Source organism: Maridesulfovibrio sp. (assembly GCF_965230075.1).
GTDB lineage: Bacteria > Desulfobacterota > Desulfovibrionia > Desulfovibrionales > Desulfovibrionaceae > Maridesulfovibrio.
On the sequence record NZ_OZ245945.1, the window covers coordinates 292245 to 310285 of the forward strand.

The following is an 18041-nucleotide window of genomic DNA, read 5'->3' on the forward strand; positions in this document are numbered from 1 at the left end:
GGAGGCGGGTGTGCTGACTGTTTTTTACAGAAGATTTTACATCCTGCTCTTCCTGATTTGGCTTGGCGTTGTGTCCGGTCTGTTCGTCCTTACCGTGTGGGGGGATTTTGATACTTTCATCCGTGACTTTAACCAGCCTGCGCAGGTAATTATCAATGGAACCTCTATCGTGAACGGTTCGCAGACGTTAATGCAGACCGCCAAGGAAGAAGTCACTTCCGTGCGCCGGGAAGTTGTACATGAAGTGCGCAAGGTTGAAAGGGACGCGGAGCAGTTTATTGAAGGTAACCAGACTACAAAGACCAATGCTTCCGATCCGGTAAAAATGGATATCCAGCAAGACCTGGCTGCTGCAAATCGCACGCAGGGAGTTCCTGTTTCCAAGGGAACAGCAGTCTCTGTCGGTATGCTGGATAAGCTTGAATTCACCCATACGGAAACAGAATTTCTGGCCCGTTTGCAGACTTCGCAAGAGGTGGGCAGGGTTACTTATTTCTGGCTGGATAAACCTTCCAAGCTGGTGGTGGATCTACGCGGCAAGTGGCGCTATTCCGTCCCGAGGGTAACTGATTTTATTTCCGGTTTTGTGGGACAGGTGGTTCTGGGCAGACATACGGATCGCTTGCGGCTGGTCTTTATTTTCCGTAATCCCGAAGCTGAAAAAGGTCCGTCCCCGCAACTGATTCGAACTCCGCAGGGACTTGATATTGTTGTTACGGAAAAAGCGAAGCAATAAGCAAAAGAATAAACACAGTGAAGCCCCGGCCAGAGCAACTTGGCAGGGGCTTCGCAGTGTGATTTATAGAAACGGAGCATTCCTATAAATATAAGTAAATTGTGTTCAGAAGTAGTGAGATGCAAGTTGCAAGAAAAATTCAAGGCCGAAGCGTATACTAATACGTGAGGGTTTGAACTTTTCGCAGCAGCGCAGCAGATCGCTGCTTATGGACACAATTTAGCCGCATTTGGTTCCGGTTCCGGTACAACAGGCGTCCGCGATGCTGCCTCGCCTGCCTTTATGGATATCCATATTTCCACCGCTGTAGATCGTTGCCAACGCGTCTTCGATGAACCCGCCGATTATGTGCGGTTCCACGCCATCTTCAGCCAGCATTACCTGCGGGGTTTCACCGATAGCTGCTGCCAGCACTGCCCGACAGTCGCTGAGGGTTGCCGCAAGGTCAGTCCAGCGCTGCGGACCGCATCCGGCTTTGGGGGCGGGCCTTTTTTCCACCAGCTTAAAGCCGCCATTTCCATCTTCGGCCCAGATGTGGAATTCACGTGCCTCACCAAGATGCTGGTTGACCAGCATACCTTCGCGGGAAGCAATGGCCACGTATGGGCGCGGACCTTTCAGATCAATGGGTTTTAATTCCGAACAGGATTTGAGGGTGCCGCAGAGAGCAACAGATTTATCGTCGCCCAAAAGTCCTACAGCATCGGCACGGCAACGGCGACAATGAGTCATCTGTTCAATAACTTTGCCCGCTTCCTTGCGTAGGGGGCCGATGGTTTCATGGCCCGGTTCAGTGATGTTTGCAAAAGGGGTATCCGCTGTGGGCTTGAGCGGGATCATATTCTGGATGTCCGCTCCAAGCTCGGCACAGACTCTGGATACTTCGGGGATATGCTGGTCATTGATGCCGGGGATGACAATGGAGTTTACCTTTACGGTGATTCCTCGTTCCTTCAGTCCCCTTATTGCGGCAAGCTGACGGTCCAGCAGGATTTTTGCGCCTTTCTCGCCATGGTAGACAACCTTCCCGTCTTTGACCCATGAATAAATTTTGGCCCCGATAGCCGGATCAACAGCGCTGATGGTAATGGTTACGTGCGATACACCCAGTTCCTGCAGTTCATCCAGATAAGGCAGGATGCCCATGCCGTTTGAGGACAGGCAGAATATCAGCTGCGGGTGTTTTTTGTTGAGCAGCCGCATGGTTTCAAGAGTCTCTTCCGCATTGGCGAAAGGGTCGCCCGGACCGGCAATGCCGGCCACGGTTATACGCGGTTCTTTTTCCAGTACAGCGTCCATGTATTCGGCAGCCTGAAAAGGTTTGAGCACGGAGCTGGTCACGCCGGGACGCGATTCGTTCACGCAGTCGTATTTGCGGTTGCAGTAATTGCACTGAATGTTGCACTTGGGGGCTACCGGGAGATGTACACGTCCACAGGAGCCTGCGGTTTCTTTGTTAAAGCACGGGTGTTTAGTAGTATCTTTCTGCATGGTATATCTCCTTTAAAAGAACAACTTATCTAATCTCCAGCTACAGAACCCAACTAAAACGTTTTGGGATTCTTAAACCCTTTTGATTCGCCCCTTCCTAGGGCTCACCCCTTCGGGGTGTTGCCTTAAGGGCAACATTCAAATCCGCTTTCCTGCGGATTTGTGGAAAAGGGTTTAAGCCGCCGGAGGCATACTCTTTTCATCAAAAGCGCGTAGCGCATCCAATCACATGTAGCCGTAGCCTACGGGGTTATCGGCCTGTTTCTTTTCCAGCACGGCGTTGACTATGCGGTCGAAGAGATGCTGCGTGCCGCGATATCCGAGCATGGGGATGCGCTGTCCGCCGAAGCGGTCATGGACCGGGAAACCGACCCGGATCAGTGGGATGTTCCACGCTTTGGCGTAGCGGTAGCCCTTGGAGTGACCGATAAGCAGATCGGGCTTCAGTTCTTCGGCCCGTTCGGCAATGTCGTGGAAATCTACGCCTTCGTGGATTTCGGGCATGGTTCGCCCTACGCCTTCGGTTACGGCAGTGACTGCTTCAGCCATGCCTTTTTTCTTGGAACCGGAACCGGCAAGGATCACATCCACACCGATCTCTGCCAGAAAGGCGCACAGTCCGGTCACGAGATCTTCTTCGCCGTAAACAACAGCACGTTTGCCGAACACGTATTTGTGTCCATCCACGTATGCATCGATCAGTCGACCCCGTTCACGTTCGTAGCGGGCAGGTGTTTTCTTGCCGGAAATGGCTTCGAGGGTTTCGAAGAAAATATCTGATTCACGCAGACCCATGGGTAGCCCGATGCGATGATTGGCAACCCCGAACCGTTCAGCAAGGCTGGTTCCGCCGCTCTTAGCGGGTACACAGCGGCCTAGTTCGAGGGTTGCAGAAGCTCCGGACATCTTTTTGATCTCCTCAACCGGAGTCCCGCCCACGGGGATTTTCATGTAATCTTCCAGTGCGGGCCCATCGAGTGTTTCGGATATGTCGGGCAGGATAGTCGCTTTCAGGCTGAAATCTTCGCAAATATCAAAGAGGTGACGCACATCTTCGCAGGAAACCATGTTGGGCATGATGTTAATGTGCCCATCATTTTCCGCTTTTTCAGTACAGAGCTGTTCAACCATGGAGCGCACTGCGCCGTGCCAGCCGTCAACGTGGGTTCCGTTGTAGCTGGGGGTGGAAACCTGCACGATATCCGGCAGATTCAGGTCACCGAATTCATCAAAGAATTCTTTGAGGTACATGGGTACGTCATCGCCGATGGTTTCGGTGAGGCAGGTGGTTGCCACGCCTACGACCTTCGGCTCGTACTTCTTCATGACATTGAGGATGCCTTTCTTCAGGTTGGGGCCGCCGCCGTAGATGGCGTGCTTTTCACCCAGAGCCGAGGAAGCAATATCCACAGGTTCACGGAAATGGCTGATGATGTAGCGGCGCATGTAGGTGGCGCAGCCCTGCGAACCGTGCAGGAAGGGGATGGAGCCTTCCACGCCTCTGAAGGCCAGTGATGCGCCGAGAGGTGTGCAGAGTTTGCAGGCATTAGTTGTAGATGTGTAATTTTTGCTCTTGGTAGTCATGGCTATTCTCCTGCCTTCCTGGCTCTACGGGGTACAAAGTTCCAAACCGGACTCATTGCTGATGAATGAATTTCGCGGGCAAAGTTGAGCATGCCTTCGAAACCTTCGAGGGCTTCCTTGCGTTCGTGGTTGTGATCGCAGAATCCGACTCCCATTTTGAAGGCAATGGGGCGCTCTTTTACGCCGCCTACGAAGATATCCACGTCTTTTTCCTTGATGAATGCGGACAGTTCCAGCGGGTTGGCGTCATCAACGAGGATGGTGCCGGGATCGGATATGCGTTCCAGTTCAGCGTAATCTTCCTTGGTTCCGGTCTGGGAACCGACCATGACGACTTTCATGCCCAGATGGCGGAATGCCTTGAGCAGGGAGAAGGCCTTGAAGGAGCCGCCCACGTACATGGCGACCTTCTTGCCTTCGAGGTCTTTGCGCATGCGGGCCAGTTCGGGCATGAGTTTGGAGAGTTCTTCGCGGACCAGATCTTCAGTGCGTTTGACAATGTCCGGGTCGACATCCTTGAAGAAATCAGCAACCTGATAGAGGGAATCGGCCATGTCTTCGATGCCGAGGTAGGAGACGCGCATAAAGGGCGTGCCGTATTCCTCTTTCATCATTTTTGCCAAGTCCAATGTCGCACCCGAACACTGTACAAGGTTAAGGGCCGCCCCGTGGCTGCGCCCAATATCCTTCACACGTCCGTCACCGGTAATGTTGGCGACGACTTCCACTCCCATCTTTCTGAAATATTCACGGATGATCCAGATTTCCCCGGCAAGGTTGAAGTCCCCAAGGATATTCACCGAAAGCGGTGAAATGTCGGACGTATCCTCTGTGCCGACCAGTTTGAACATGGCTTTGCAGGCCGCGAGATAACCTTCGCGTTTGCTGCCCTTGAAACCTTCGGACTGTACCGGAAGCACGGGAATACCTTTTTTCTCGGTCATCTTTCTACAGACCGCTTCAAGGTCGTCACCTATGATGCCGACGATGCAGGTGGAGTAGACGAATGCGGCTTTGGGACTGTGGCGGTCGATAAGTTCATCAAGGGCCGCTTCAAGCTTCTTTTCGCCGCCGAAGATGACGTCGGTTTCCTGTAGGTCGGTGGAAAAGGAGAGGCGGTGCATTTCCGGGCCACTGGAAAGCGCGCCTCGGATGTCCCAGGTGTAGACCGCACAGCCGATGGGGCCGTGTACCAGATGCAGGGCGTCTGCGATGGGGTAAAGCACCACCCGCGAACCGCAGAAAACACAGGCTCTCTGGCTTACTGCCCCGGCAAGTGACTCTCGGTTGCAGGCCATGTCCAGTGCTCCCTCGCCCGTGCGATGAATCTGGTCCTTACGTTCTTCTAAAATTGTATATTCATTCATGGTTTGCTCCGTTGCTATGCGTTCATCTTGCGCAGGCAGATCATGCTGGTGTTTGACCAGCCGATCTTTTCGTAGAATTTCAGGGCCGGGGTGTTTTCGCAGTCTGCCAGTAATTGCAGCCGTGTTGCTCGTTGTTCTTCTGCGAATTCGAGAATGGCTTCCATAAGTTGTGATCCGATTCCCTCGCCCTGCCGGTCGCTGCGGACAACCACGTCTTCCACGAGGATGGACGGGCCGCCTTCAGCGGTTGAGATTACAATTTGACCGGTGCACATGCCGACCACTTCACCCTGTCCTTCCGCAACCAGAATGCGTGCCCGGGGATTGCCTAGCAGCATTCTCAGCCCCTGCATCTGTCTACTCCCATCCACTGAAAAGTCCTTTTCGACGGAGAAAAGTGACTTCAGCAGATCGGTCATGGGGGCCAGATCAGCTGAGTTGGCGTTACGGATATGAACTGTGGCCGACATATGCTCCCTCTATGGTTTTTCCAAAATCCAGAAGCGCGAATTTTGAAATGTTGAAGTCTTGGTTAATTAGTCCAGCAGGTAGTCTGCGCAGGGTTCGCCGTCTTCAAGTCCATCTAGGATTTCGTCGATCTTTTCTTCGGAATCCACGCCCTTGAACCACCAGTTCTCGGGTTGGACCACAAGGATGGGGCCGTTATCACACTGCTTGAGACAGCTGGTGGCTACCACCAGTGCGTCAATGCCACGGTCGATTATTTCTTCTTCAATGTATTGCAGGAAGCCGTCGGTCTGCTTGTGGCAGATGCCTTTGGGGGAGCCCGCAGCGCGGAAACTTTGACAACAGATGATCATTCTTTCAGGGGTAGCCATAATTTTCTCCTATTTGATTATGCCACCGGCGGCCCTGCTGGGGGCCTCAAAACCTTTTGGGGAAAGGGTTTAAGGAACCCAAAACTTTTTATTAGGGCTTTGCCGCTTCGCGTTAAGATTAGTTAATTACTTTTTACATTTGCCCTTCTTTCCGCCGCCGTAGAGCACATCCACGGTGCCTTCGACGTTCTCATCAGAAATCACGGTTCTGATTCCGTTGGCGGCTAAGATTTTCTTGGGGGTTTCCCCGGCTGCGTCGCAAAGCAGCACGAAACAGTCGTTCAGTATTGCGGAGAGTTTTTCCCAGCGGGTTGCCCCGCCGCCCGGTTCCGGGGCCAATCTTGTTTCCAGTAAACAGGCCAGACCGTCTTCTCGCGGGCCGTAAATCATGATTTTCTGGGCGTGACCCAGATGCAGGTCGATATCCATACCGCCGGAACTTGCCACCGCAACATTGGGGCGGCTAAGGCTAGGCTTAGGCAGGGAACTTGATGTCGGTTGTTCCAGCTCTATGTCAGAACCGCATCTGAGCCACGGCTCCATGAGTTCAATATGTTTTGCAGCCAGCTCTCGGGCAGTTTCTATCTGCACGTCGCTTACTGCGGAAAATAGGCTTTTCTTTTCAGGAATAAAGGGAGTCAGTCCCATGATATCTGCGTCCATGGTCTTCACTGCACGGGCAATGTTTTCGATCTGGGCTACGTTTTCCGGGTAGATGGTAGTGTTAATTTTAACGGTCAGCCCTGCCTCTTTAAAAGCTTTGATGGCTGCCGCCTGTTCTTTCATAAGCAGGATTGTGGCTTCGGGCAGGGGAATGTTTTTGGTGGACGGGCGAATCCATGCATAGATTTTTTCGGCGGTAGCAGAATCCGCCGCGTCCACCAAAACAGTGATGTGGGAAGTATTGAGTTCGGCCAGCTTTTCAGCATAATTCTCGCCGCCGATACCCAGAGTGGTCAGGCAAAGGTTCATGCGCGGATACTTGTCGCGGACCAGCTTCAGGGTTTTGTAAGTGGCATCAAAATCTGCCAGCGGATCGCCGGGACCGGTGATACCGACAACTTTGATTTTCTTGCCGGAGCTGATCAGCTCATCGAGCATGGCAACAGCGTCTTCGGGCATCATGGCTGCGGGAAGCTTGGCTTCCGGTGCGAATTTAGTGCGGGCAAAAGTCTTAGGAGCAACCGGGAGATGAATGCGGCCGACTGATGCGCGGGCTGAAGGGCCAAAGCAGGGGTGGGAAGTGGTAGTCATGGTGTGCTCCGTGTTTGTTTGGCCTCCGGCGGAAAAATCCCCCTATTAGGGATTTCAAAGGCCTGTAGCCGTTAGGCGAGGGCCCTGCTCCGAGTCTTACGGATACTGAGAGCAGAGCGGATTATCCCCTTTGGCCGCCGGAGGCGAAATCATCTGTCAAAAGCGCGATAGCGCCTCAAATCAATTAAAGGACGAGTTCGAAGGTTTCTTCGGGGGTATCGCGGTCAATGCGATCCATGAGCAGGCCGAGGATTTTTTCCAGCAGTCTCAGGCCGCCCTTGTAACCCACGGTGGGGAAGTACTGGTGTCCCTGACGGTCAGTGATGGGGAATCCCCAGCGCAGGAACGGGATGTCTTCGTCGCGGGCAATGTACTTGCCGTAGGAGTTACCCATGAGCAGATCCACAGGTTCGTTTTTGATCCACTGATGCATGAGGAACATGTCGCCTTTTGCTTTGACCTTGCATTCGTAAGGCATGTCCGCAGTAAGTTCCTTGATTCGTTTTTCGAACTTCTTACCGGGAGTACCGGTAACTACGTAGACCGGGCACATATCGATGGAACGGAGGAATTCCACCATGGAAATGAGCTGGTCGGGATCACCGTAAATGGCGACCTTCTTGCCGTAGAGGTACTGGTGCATGTCGGAGATCATATCCACCAGCTGTCCGCGCTCGTAGGAGACGGATTCGGGGATGGAGACCCCGGCCACGGTGCGCAGTACATCGATAAAACGGTCAGTGGCTTTCAGTCCGAAAGGCATATCCAGCACGGTACAGGGAACCTTGTGCTTGGAATCCAGCCAGCGGGCGCCGTCTGCGGAACACCATTCACCAAGGGCGATGGTCCCGGTAGCCTGTCCTGCTTCTTTCAGTTCTTTGATGGTCACTCCGCCGTCGGGGAACATTTTGTATTCGCCGCTCAGGGGACCGTTGAGTACGCCGGAGGTGTCCGGGAACATGGTGACATCCACGCCGATCATGGAGCAGAGACGCTTGACCTCTTCCATGTCGCAGGGTTCCACCCAGCCGGGGATGATGTTGACCTTGCCGTTCTTTTCAGAAGAAGGCTCGGCCAGTTGGGCCATGGCTTTAACCATGTTGGAGAAACCGGTTACGTGTGATCCCACGTAACTGGGGGTCGGTGCACCGAAAACGGTCTTGCCTTCGGGAATTTTGCCGTCCTTGGTGGCCTTGGTGATGATCTGGGTCAGGTCGTCACCGATGGTTTCGGAAAGGCAGGTGGTATGCACCGCGATCACTTCCGGTTCGTAAACCGTGAAGATATTGTTAATGGCCTGAATGAGGTTGGCCTGTCCGCCGAAAACCGATGCCCCTTCAGTGAAGGAGCTGGTCGCTGCGGAAACGGGTTCTTTATAGTGTCTGGTCAGCATGGACCTGTGGTAGGCGCAGCAGCCCTGTGAGCCGTGGGAGTGGGGCAGGCAGCCTTTGACACCCAGAGCGGCATACATTGCGCCGATGGGCTGACAGGTCTTGGCCGGGTTGACGACCAGTGACTTGCGTTCTTTTATTTCTGTGGGGGTGTGTCTGAGTAACATGTCTAAATCTCCTTATTCCCACACGAAAGTAGCGGTGAGCTCGGGGTTTTCCTGCCAGGGGGCCTTCATGTAGCTCCAGACCTTACTGCCAACGAGACGGTCGATTTCTGTGTAGAAGTTGATCGCGCCTTTGAATCCTGCGTAGGGGCCGCCGGAGTCATAGCTGTGCAGCTGTTTCATGGGTACGCCCAGCTTCTGGATGGAGAATTTTTCCTTGATGCCTGCGCAGAAAAGGTCAGGCTTGAGGAGTTCCACCAGCTTTTCAGCTTCGTACTGGTTCAGGTCGTCGATAACGATGGTGCCTTTGTCCATGTCGGGGTTCAGGCCGTCGTAATGTTTGAATTCGTAACCTGCGTCTTCGAGGGCTTTGATTTCTTCCTCGGTTTTGCGTGCACGGTAGAGTTCCGGATCAGCTTCGACTTCAATCTCTTCAATGTTACGGGAGTCAGCGTCGATCTTGATGTCCGGGATTACGCGGCGGCCTTCGTAGTCATCGCGGTGACCGAATTCGTAACCGGCAGAAAGAGTCTTCATGCCCATTTCATTGAATAGCTCCTGATAGTGGTGTGCACGGGAGCCGCCCACGAAGAGCATGGCGGTCTTGCCTTCAGTGCGGGAGCGCACATCTTTGGCAATGGCTTCCACTTCAGGCATTTCCTCGGCGATAACCGCTTCGATCTTGTCGATGAGTTTTTTGTCGCCGAAGTACTTTCCGATCTTGCGCAGGGACTTGGCAGTTGCTTCCGCACCGATGAAGTTCACCTTGATCCACGGGATGCCGTATTTTGTTTCCAGCATGTCGGCCACGTAGTTGATGGAACGGTGGCACATTACACAGCTGAGGTCCGCGTGCTGGGCCGAAGCGAACTGGTCGTATGTCGAGTTGCCGGAGAAAGTGGCGATGTTGGTGATGCCGCATTTCTTGAGGATGCGGTCAATCTCGAAACCGTCACCGCCGATATTGTATTCGCCGAGCAGGTTGATCTTGTATTCTTCGGTGCGAGGTTCCTTGTTCTCACCGACAAGGTGGGTGAAAACCTGGTTGTTGGCGATATGGTGACCGGCGGACTGGGATACACCCTTGTAACCTTCACAGGAGAAGGCGAAGACGTTGCAGTCACCGAGCTTTGCTTTCATCTTTTTTGCCACGGCATGAACATCGTCACCGATAAGTCCCACCGGACAGGTGGAGAAGATACAGATGCCCTTGGGATGGAAGAGGTCGTAAGCTTCCTGAATAGCAGCTTCGAGCTTCTTTTCACCGCCGAAGATAATGTCCTGATCCTGCATGTCCGTGGAAAAGCAGTAGGGCATGTAGTTCTCGCCGTCCGGGCCGGGAGAGGTCTGGTTACGGCGGGTCAGCCAGGAGTAAAATCCGCAGCCGATGGGGCCGTGTGTGATGTTCACGATGTCGCGGGTCGGACCCATGATAACGCCCTTGCAGCCTGCGTAGGTGCAGCCGCGCATGGTGATGATACCGGGAATGGTCCTGACGTTGGCGACGATTTCCGGCGGTGCTTCGCTTTCAGTCGCTTCGTTGATCATTATCTGTTTGGCGCGTTTGCGGGCTACCTTGGGCGGATACTTCTTCAGAAGTTCTTCCTTGATGTCCGCCGGGTCCCACTGCACCACTTTAGTCTTACTCATGATTTATCTCCTTGAGTGGTTAGGCGATGGACTTCGCGCCTGTTTCTCCGGTTCTGACCCTGACAGCATCGCCGATGGGGCAGACGAATATTTTGCCGTCACCGGGCTTTCCGGTTTTGTTGACCTTGATGATTTCTTCCACCACTGCATCCACGGATTCATCGGGTACAACAGCGGTCAAAATGCGTTTGGGATAGAGCTTGCCCTTTTCGCCGAGGACTGCAGCAGCTTCTTCGTAGCCTTCTTCAGCGCCTTCAAGCACTGCGGCGTTTACAAAGCCTTTGCCTCGGCCCTGTGCTTCGTGGGCAAAGAAGGCATCTATGCCCGCTTCGGTGAGGGCTTCCTTGGTGCGGTTCATCATGTTCATCCGCACAACTGCGATGACTTCTTTCATGCTAAGCCTCCTCTGCCGGGGCCGCTTCGTTGATGCCGGAGCTGATGGTGTAGACATCTTCCACCTCGGTTACGAAGATCTTACCGTCACCGAATGCGCCTTTTGCTCCGGATCTCGCCGCATCCATAACAGTGCTGATTACAAAGTCTTTGTCTTCTTCTTTGACCACGCTCATGAGCATGGTTTTGGGGATTTCGTCGTAGGTTACTTCGCCGATCTTGATGCCGCGTTGTTTGCCGCGTCCTGCTACAGAATATTTGGTTACAGCGGGGTAGCCGTTGTCCATGAGCGCGGCCAGTACGTCATCCGCTTTTTCCGGTCTTACAATTGCTCTCACCATGATCATGATTTCTCTCCTTATCTGCTCTGCTATTTGTTGCGCTTTGCGCTTTTTAAGAATGGATTGAGTTTGCCTCCGGCGGCTTAAACCCTTTGAAAAGGGGTTAAGAATCCCAAACTTTTTTATTAGGCTTCGCCGCTTTGCTTGGAGGTTTCGGGGGGATTTCTTAGGCTTCCATCAGGCCGTAATCGAGGAGCAGCTGTTCCAGTTCTTCGATTTCCAGCGGGGTGGGCACAACGAACATTTCGTTTTTGTCGATTGCATCGGCGAGGCCCTTGTATGCGTCGGCCTGCGGTACGGTGTCGTCCCATTCGATTACGGTTTTACGGTTGATTTCCGCGCGCTGTACGTCGTTGTCGCGGGGGACGAAGTAGATCATCTGGGTTCCCAGTTTTTTAGCCAGCTCTTCGATCATCTCTTTTTCGTTATCAACATTACGGGAGTTGCAGATCAGCCCGCCGAGGCGTACGCCGCCGGATTCTGCGTACTTCATGATACCTTTGCAGATGTTGTTGGCCGCATACATGGCCATCATTTCGCCGGAACAGACAATGTAAATTTCTTCGGCCTTGCCGTCGCGGATGGGCATTGCAAAGCCACCGCAGACAACGTCACCGAGAACGTCGTAGAAAACATAGTCGAGGTTTTCGCCTTCTTCGTAGGCGCCAAGGTTTTCCAGCATGTTGATGGAAGTGATGATACCGCGACCTGCACAGCCTACACCGGGTTCCGGGCCGCCGGACTCAACACACCATGAATCACCGAAACCTGGTTTACGGATGTCCTCAAGTTCAACGTCCTCACCTTCTTCACGAAGGGTGTCGAGAACGGACTTCTGAGCCAAGCCGCCCAGCAGCAGACGGGTGGAGTCAGCTTTGGGGTCACAGCCCACGACCATTACTTTGCGGTCCATGGTTGCCAGTCCGGCTACGGTGTTCTGGGTGGTGGTGGATTTTCCGATTCCGCCTTTTCCGTAGATTGCTACCTTTCTCATTTTTCTCCTCCATGTGGTTTGGATTAAATTTCGTTGTTGCTGTCTCACATATGGCAATCCGTGTGCCAAAACGATTTTCATGACATAAGGGTCTGAAATGATGAAATAAAAGATTAAAAATAAAGAAAAATTAAGACATGCAAAAAATGTAGATTACTACGAATGTTCTGTACAAAATTGTAGGAAACTACATTTTTGAATGTTGTGTCAGGAATGTAGAGAGGGGTGGTATGTTATATAAATTAAGGTAGATAGAAGAGTGGTCTGTTTTGGCACTGATCATGCTTTATGGATTTTGAACTCTTAAATCCATTTGGAGCATTACTATGTTGATCGATACCACCCTGCGTGAAGGCGCACAGTTGTTCGGGGCCTATTTCAATCTGGAAACCCGTAAGCGCATCGCATCCTCACTCATCGCCATGGGCGTGGATGAGATAGAGCTGGGTTGGGTCGGGCAAGATGATCTTGCTCTTTTCGCCGCCCATGCCTGTTCTCTTTGCGCTGATACGTCCTTGAGTGTCTGGTCGCCCTGCCGGGAAAAGGACATTGAGACTGCTGCGGAATTGGGATTAAAACGCATCAATATCGGGGTTCCGGTTTCGGACCTGCATATTGAGAAGCGGCTGGATTCCGATCGCCAGAATATTTTGCGCAAGCTGGCTGCGGCTGTGCGCAGAGCCAAGGAATGCGGATTCGAATATATTTCCGTTGGTCTTGAGGATATTTCCCGTGCGGATGGGGATTTTGCATTAAACATGGCCCTGCATGCCGAGGTCTGCGGAGCTTCACGGGTCCGGCTGGCGGATTCTCTTGGGCAACTGACTCCCCTTGCCATGGAAAAGCTGGTCAGGAAATTTAGGGAGAAACTGAATATTGATATTGCCGTGCATTGCCATGATGATTTCGGCATGGCTACGGCCAACTCTTTTACCGCACTTGAAGCGGGTGCTGATTACGCTGACTGTTCAGTCATCGGAATCGGCGAGCGTTCCGGTATTGCTTCCACCGAAGAATTGGTGGCCCGCTTGGCCCTGCGTGAGGGCAACACCCGTTATTCTGCCGCAGTGCTTAAGGAAGCCTGCATGCTGGTCGGTGCGGCAGCCAAGGTCGCCATTCCCCGCACCAAGGCTGTGGTCGGCACCGATATTTTTGCCTGCGAATCCGGTTTACATACCCATGCCCTGAGTAAATCCCCGGAGCTTTTCGAGCCTTACGATCCCGATTCAGTGGGCACGGCCCGCAAGTTGGCTGTGGGTGGTAAGAGTGGACGGGCCGCTGTGCGCAATGCCCTCGATGAATACGGCATTGATTGCGGCACGGATTCTCTCTCAACTCTGACCGAGGCCGTGCGGCAGCTTTCCCTGCGTCTTGAACGTCCTCTGACCCGTAGTGAATTTATCAAGCTCAATGACGAGGAGGTCTACTCATGAACACCTTGAGACGCACCTACGCAACTGAAGCCGGGGAACTGGTTGCCCAGCATTCTACTGATGACTTGCGCCGCAAGAATTTGCAGCCCGTAGAGGTGTATTCCAATGGCAATGTAAAATCCCTGCCCTTGGAAAGGCGTACTCCGGTCTTTACTCCTGTGGGAATAGTTGAAGCGGAGCTGGTCACTTTTTATAAGTCCGGAAAATTGAAGCGGGTTTTTCCGCTCAATGGAAAACTCTCCGGCTACTGGACGCAGGAGGATGAAGGGAAACTTGCTGATCCGCTGGCCATGGACACTCCGGCAGGTCCGCTTTGCGCAAAGGTAATCAGCATTTGTTTCTATGAGAACGGTGCCTTGCGTTCCATGACTCTTTGGCCGGGAGAGGAATTGACCGTGCAAACTCCGGCAGGTCCGGTAAAGACCCGTATCGGTATAAGCTTCAGTCCTGAAGGAAAGATTCGTTCCATTGAACCTGCCAAGCCGACCCCGCTGCAAACCCGCATCGGCAAAATCACAGCCTATGATTCCGATGCCGTGGGCATCAACGGTGATCTGAATTCGTTGGTCTTTGATAATGATGGGCAGGTGGTATCCCTGTGCACCACTTTGAGCATGCTCACCGCGCACCATTATTCCGGGGCGGAATTTATTTTTGTGCCTGAATGCAGGGAATCCTTATGTTCGGAAAGTGAGCGGGAGATAGTTCCCATGCGTATGCTTTTTGATGAGTATGGAGTCAAAATAAGTCTTACCCCGGATTTAGAAACGGCTTATGTGGATTACGCGGAATACGAGATCAGCACATCGCCTTTCCTGCCGCAGCTGGATAATTTGTCTAAGGGCTTGATTTGCTCAGTTTGATGTTGCCAAAAGGAAATCAGTAGTCTCACCCTTGACAGTTAAGTTGCTTAACTGTATTTTGGTTTCAAGAAGAAATTGATAATCAAGATCAAAGATGCAAAATTGTCAGGAGTGGATAATGCTGGATAGAACATTTTCTGCAATAAATAAAGGGTGCTGGGGGATTGAGGACGCTTCACAGAATAGTGCAGTGCGTGAATTTGATGCTGTTAATGGATGTGAATCAGGCAGCGGACCTGTCTGGCGGGAGTTGGAATTGAGGCCGGGGCTTCGGGTTAGCGCGTTTGATGCCACACTTTCCAGTAAATTGTCCTTTAGCTACCAAAAGAAGAATGATGCTATAGATTTCGGATTTTTTCTGGAGGGGGCAATTGTAAACAACATGCATGAGACCTCGCTGGGCCCTTTGCGTGTTGATAATGTTGCGGGCAGCGGAGGCTTGGGTTTCTTTCATGAAATGGCCGGAGTGGTGGAAACTGCGGCTTTGGGGCGGACCCGGATTATCCATTTACATATCAGCCCGGAATTGCTGCACGAATTGTTGTCGGTGGATATGGATATAATTCATGAAGATTTGAAAGGTGCCTTGGAGAAGCGGGCCGACCATGAATTTTTCTTGCATCACACCATGGACCCGATGGTTCAGACTGCGGCGAATGAATTGTTCTATGGCCTTGTGGGCGGTAAGTGCAGCCGGATTTATCTTGAAGGTAAGGCTTTGGAGTTGATCGGTTTGCAGGTCATGAAGCTTGAGTCACCGGAGAGGGTTCGCAATTCCGGGTTATGCGTGCGGGAAATTGAGCAGATCAGGGCTATTCAGCAGGAACTTAAGGAAAAATTTGACTCTCCACCGACGATGGCTGAGCTGGCCAGTTCGCATATGATGAGTGTGACTAAAATTCAGGCCGGTTTTCAGGAACTTTACGGCATGACGGTTTTTGCTTTTCTTAAGGAATACAAATTGCGTAAGGCCCGGATGTTCTTTGAAGATGGTGATATGAACGTAAGTGAGGTTGCGTGGGCATTAGGCTATACCAATTTAAGTCACTTTAGTGCAGCATTTAAGAAAAGGTATGGAGTGCTGCCAAAGAAGTTTTTGACTTCAGTGCGAGATAAAAAGAATGTAACTTTAGCTTCCGGTTATATAAGCATGAGCTGATTTTTATGTTGTGTTTGTATAAGTCGCATTATCAACATTGATAATGCGACTTTTTTGTGTTCAGTTTCGGTGTGTTTGGGTAAAAAATATTTTTCTTAGGGTAGTTTGTTGGAATTTAATTCTCCATATTTGCCGAGCATGTATGTTTCAGCGCATTTTTGTGCGCTGAACTGCAAAATCAGCATTATGGAGAAGGTATGTTTATAAATGTTCAGTTCAAAACCAGCCTGTTGTTGATAATGACTTTCTGTTTCATTTCAACTTCAGCATTGGCCCATAACGCAACCTCAGATGGTCTCTATCTGGAAGCGGTAACAGTAAAAGCCCAGAAACGGACTCAGAATGCGCAGGATGTCCCGGCAAGTATCGCCGCGCTTGATGACGTTGATCTTAAGGATATGGATATCAAAGATACGGATGATCTGGCCTTGCATGTTCCAAACCTTGAGTTCAGTGATTTCGGTAGCCGCAGGCACGGATTTATGTTTTTACGCGGAATTAAGAGCTTGCCTAATGCCGAACCTGCCACCGGATATTTTGTAGACGGGGTTAACTTTTCAAAATCCTATATGTTTAACTTCCCTCTTTTTGATGTGCAGCAGGTTGAAGTTCTCAAGGGGCCTCAGGGAACCTTATATGGCCGCAACACCATGGGCGGGGTCATCAATGTTTACACCAAGCAGCCCGGAAATGAGGTTGAAGCTAACCTTGGCGCGGAGTTCGGAAACTATAACAGCAAGGAATTCCGGGCCAGTTGGTCCGGTCCTGTTGTTGAGGATAAGCTGTTTTTGGGAGTCTATGGGCTGGGCGCCTTTAAAGACGGCTACATGGAGAACGATACCTCCACAGACGGGGATGACGGCCGCCATCAGGATGGTAAGTCCGGGCGCTTGAAGTTGCGTTATCTGCCGACTGACGATCTGGATATGACCCTTTCATTTGATATTCAGAACCACGATGACGGTGCCTACACCATGCGCCGTACCGAGCGGAACTCCTTTGTTCAGTCAGGCAAATACGGGGTGGATGATCCTTATCACTACTCCCATGACTACGAAGGCAGCCAGAAGAACGATTGCTGGGGCGTGGCCCTTAACTCTGAATACCAGACGAATTACGGCAAACTTCATTCTGTGACCGGATATAGGTATTTTGACAGCAAGGAGAAGATAGACGCCGACTTCACCCCTGCGGATATGATGCGCAAGAATTACAATTTGGAAGACAGTGATTTTTCGCAGGAATTCCGTTTTGTTTCCCCTGAAGACGATGGCCCGCTGGATTGGCTGGCCGGGGGACATTTCTTTCTTTTGAAATCTAACACCGAGATCCTTAACCTGTACGGAGCGGATTCCAAGGCACCGGGGTCAAACCTTAGATTCAAGACCGACAAGGATAATGCAGGTGGAGCAGTCTTCGGGCAGGGAACGTATACTTTCTGGGATAATTTCGACCTCACCGTGGGCTTGCGATATGAATATGAGTACGCTTCAGCAGATACCTATAAGGGACAGACTCCTGCGGGCGGATCGGAAACAACCCTTGTGGACCGTGATGCTTCCAACAACTTTTCAAAGCTTCTTCCCAAGTTTGCACTGGCATGGCACCTCAGCGAAGACCAGACTTTATACGGTACTGTAGCCCGGGCTCATCGTGCCGGGGGCTTTAACGATGCCTCGGCTCCGGAAGGCCATCAGGCTTACAGCGAAGAGGACAGTTGGTTATATGAAATCGGCTTTAAGTCTGTTTTCTTCGATAACCGTCTAAACTTCAATATCAGCGGTTTCTACACTGCCATTGATGATGAGCAGCTGCCGCTGTTCATGACCGATTCCATGCAGTCTTATACTGCCAATGCCGGACGTTCCCACCGTATGGGCGTGGAAGTTGATTCGCGTTTTGTGCTCATGGAAGGTTTGAATCTGAGTGGTACATTTACTTGGATGGAAGCTGAATTCGACAAATATTCGCCATCTGCCGATGAAGATTACAAAGGTAACCGTGTCTTCGGTGTGCCGGATTACACCTACACCGTTGCCACCGATTACCGCCGCAATATTATCGGGGATTGGGGCTTTTTCGGACGAGCTGAACTTGTGGGAATCGGCTCCCGCTATTTTGATGACGCCAATACGGTCAAGGAAGATCCTTACGAATTGGTTAACCTCAAGGTTGGTGTGGAAGGTGAAAATCTGGATGTATACCTCTGGTCCAAGAACCTTCTGGATCGTGAATATGTGCTTATGGAAAACGTTTCCGCAGGTCTGGCTGAAGACGGTGAGCCAAGGACTTTCGGTATCTCCATAGATTACCGTTTTTAGTCTTGCACAGTCTGGGCGTGGAGCGTCCGCATTTAGGTGCGGGCGCATTTCGGGTTAAAAA

General features: G+C 51.8%; 16 protein-coding genes. 5 read left to right on the forward strand and 11 right to left on the reverse strand.

Going from position 1 to position 18041, the window contains the following annotated elements; genetic code table 11:
• The first annotated feature begins 10 nt into the window (after positions 1-10).
• The gene (locus ACO05Z_RS01275; protein ID WP_421899629.1) at positions 11-736 is read left to right on the forward strand and encodes a hypothetical protein; all 726 of its coding nucleotides are present in this window, start codon (positions 11-13) and stop codon (positions 734-736) included.
• Between the two features lie 219 nt (positions 737-955).
• Here the strand turns inward: ACO05Z_RS01275 and ACO05Z_RS01280 are convergent, their stop codons facing one another.
• From ACO05Z_RS01280 to nifH, 11 genes are all read right to left on the reverse strand, one after another.
• Positions 956-2227 (reverse strand): radical SAM protein, encoded by a 1272-nt coding sequence (locus tag ACO05Z_RS01280; RefSeq protein ID WP_421899632.1) that lies wholly within the window; start codon positions 2225-2227, stop codon positions 956-958.
• Between the two features lie 225 nt (positions 2228-2452).
• Positions 2453-3811: a nitrogenase component 1 gene (locus tag ACO05Z_RS01285; RefSeq protein WP_421899635.1), complete on the reverse strand. Its 1359-nt coding sequence runs from the start codon at positions 3809-3811 to the stop codon at positions 2453-2455.
• A 2-nt stretch (positions 3812-3813) separates the two neighbouring features.
• On the reverse strand, positions 3814-5178 hold the full coding sequence (gene nifE / locus ACO05Z_RS01290) for a nitrogenase iron-molybdenum cofactor biosynthesis protein NifE (protein WP_421899638.1): 1365 nt from the start codon (positions 5176-5178) through the stop codon (positions 3814-3816).
• A 14-nt stretch (positions 5179-5192) separates the two neighbouring features.
• Complete coding sequence (locus tag ACO05Z_RS01295) at positions 5193-5648, reverse strand: GNAT family N-acetyltransferase (protein ID WP_421899641.1); 456 nt, start codon at positions 5646-5648, stop codon at positions 5193-5195.
• Positions 5649-5714: 66 nt separating this feature from the next.
• Positions 5715-6017, reverse strand: a complete 303-nt coding sequence (locus ACO05Z_RS01300) for a (2Fe-2S) ferredoxin domain-containing protein (RefSeq protein WP_421899644.1) — start codon at positions 6015-6017, stop codon at positions 5715-5717.
• 126 nt (positions 6018-6143) lie between these two features.
• On the reverse strand, positions 6144-7271 hold the full coding sequence (locus tag ACO05Z_RS01305) for a radical SAM protein (protein ID WP_421899647.1): 1128 nt from the start codon (positions 7269-7271) through the stop codon (positions 6144-6146).
• Positions 7272-7455: 184 nt separating this feature from the next.
• A complete protein-coding gene (gene nifK, locus ACO05Z_RS01310; protein ID WP_421899650.1) occupies positions 7456-8829 on the reverse strand; it encodes a nitrogenase molybdenum-iron protein subunit beta in 1374 nt (457 codons plus the stop codon).
• A gap of 12 nt (positions 8830-8841) precedes the next feature.
• Positions 8842-10476, reverse strand: a complete 1635-nt coding sequence (nifD, locus tag ACO05Z_RS01315) for a nitrogenase molybdenum-iron protein alpha chain (protein WP_421899653.1) — start codon at positions 10474-10476, stop codon at positions 8842-8844.
• 19 nt (positions 10477-10495) lie between these two features.
• On the reverse strand, positions 10496-10870 hold the full coding sequence (locus tag ACO05Z_RS01320) for a P-II family nitrogen regulator (RefSeq protein ID WP_421899656.1): 375 nt from the start codon (positions 10868-10870) through the stop codon (positions 10496-10498).
• A gap of 1 nt (position 10871) precedes the next feature.
• Entirely contained in the window at positions 10872-11219 is a 348-nt protein-coding gene (locus tag ACO05Z_RS01325; RefSeq protein ID WP_421904149.1) for a P-II family nitrogen regulator, read from the reverse strand.
• Between the two features lie 157 nt (positions 11220-11376).
• Positions 11377-12204 carry a nitrogenase iron protein gene (gene nifH, locus ACO05Z_RS01330; protein WP_421899659.1) on the reverse strand — a complete coding sequence of 276 codons (828 nt, stop codon included), beginning with the start codon at positions 12202-12204 and terminating at the stop codon, positions 11377-11379.
• 326 nt (positions 12205-12530) lie between these two features.
• On the opposite strand from nifH, the gene ACO05Z_RS01335 reads away from it, so the two are divergent.
• The 4 genes from ACO05Z_RS01335 to ACO05Z_RS01350 all read left to right on the forward strand — a co-directional run bounded on the left by ACO05Z_RS01335 (position 12531) and on the right by ACO05Z_RS01350 (position 17980).
• A complete protein-coding gene (locus ACO05Z_RS01335) occupies positions 12531-13637 on the forward strand; it encodes a LeuA family protein (RefSeq protein WP_421899662.1) in 1107 nt (368 codons plus the stop codon).
• Entirely contained in the window at positions 13634-14500 is an 867-nt protein-coding gene (locus ACO05Z_RS01340) for a hypothetical protein (RefSeq protein ID WP_421899665.1), read from the forward strand. The genes ACO05Z_RS01335 and ACO05Z_RS01340 overlap by 4 nt, the downstream gene beginning before the upstream one ends.
• 118 nt (positions 14501-14618) lie before the next feature.
• Positions 14619-15659 (forward strand): helix-turn-helix transcriptional regulator, encoded by a 1041-nt coding sequence (locus tag ACO05Z_RS01345; protein WP_421899668.1) that lies wholly within the window; start codon positions 14619-14621, stop codon positions 15657-15659.
• Between the two features lie 197 nt (positions 15660-15856).
• Complete coding sequence (locus ACO05Z_RS01350; protein WP_421899671.1) at positions 15857-17980, forward strand: TonB-dependent receptor; 2124 nt, start codon at positions 15857-15859, stop codon at positions 17978-17980.
• Positions 17981-18041 lie beyond the last annotated feature (61 nt).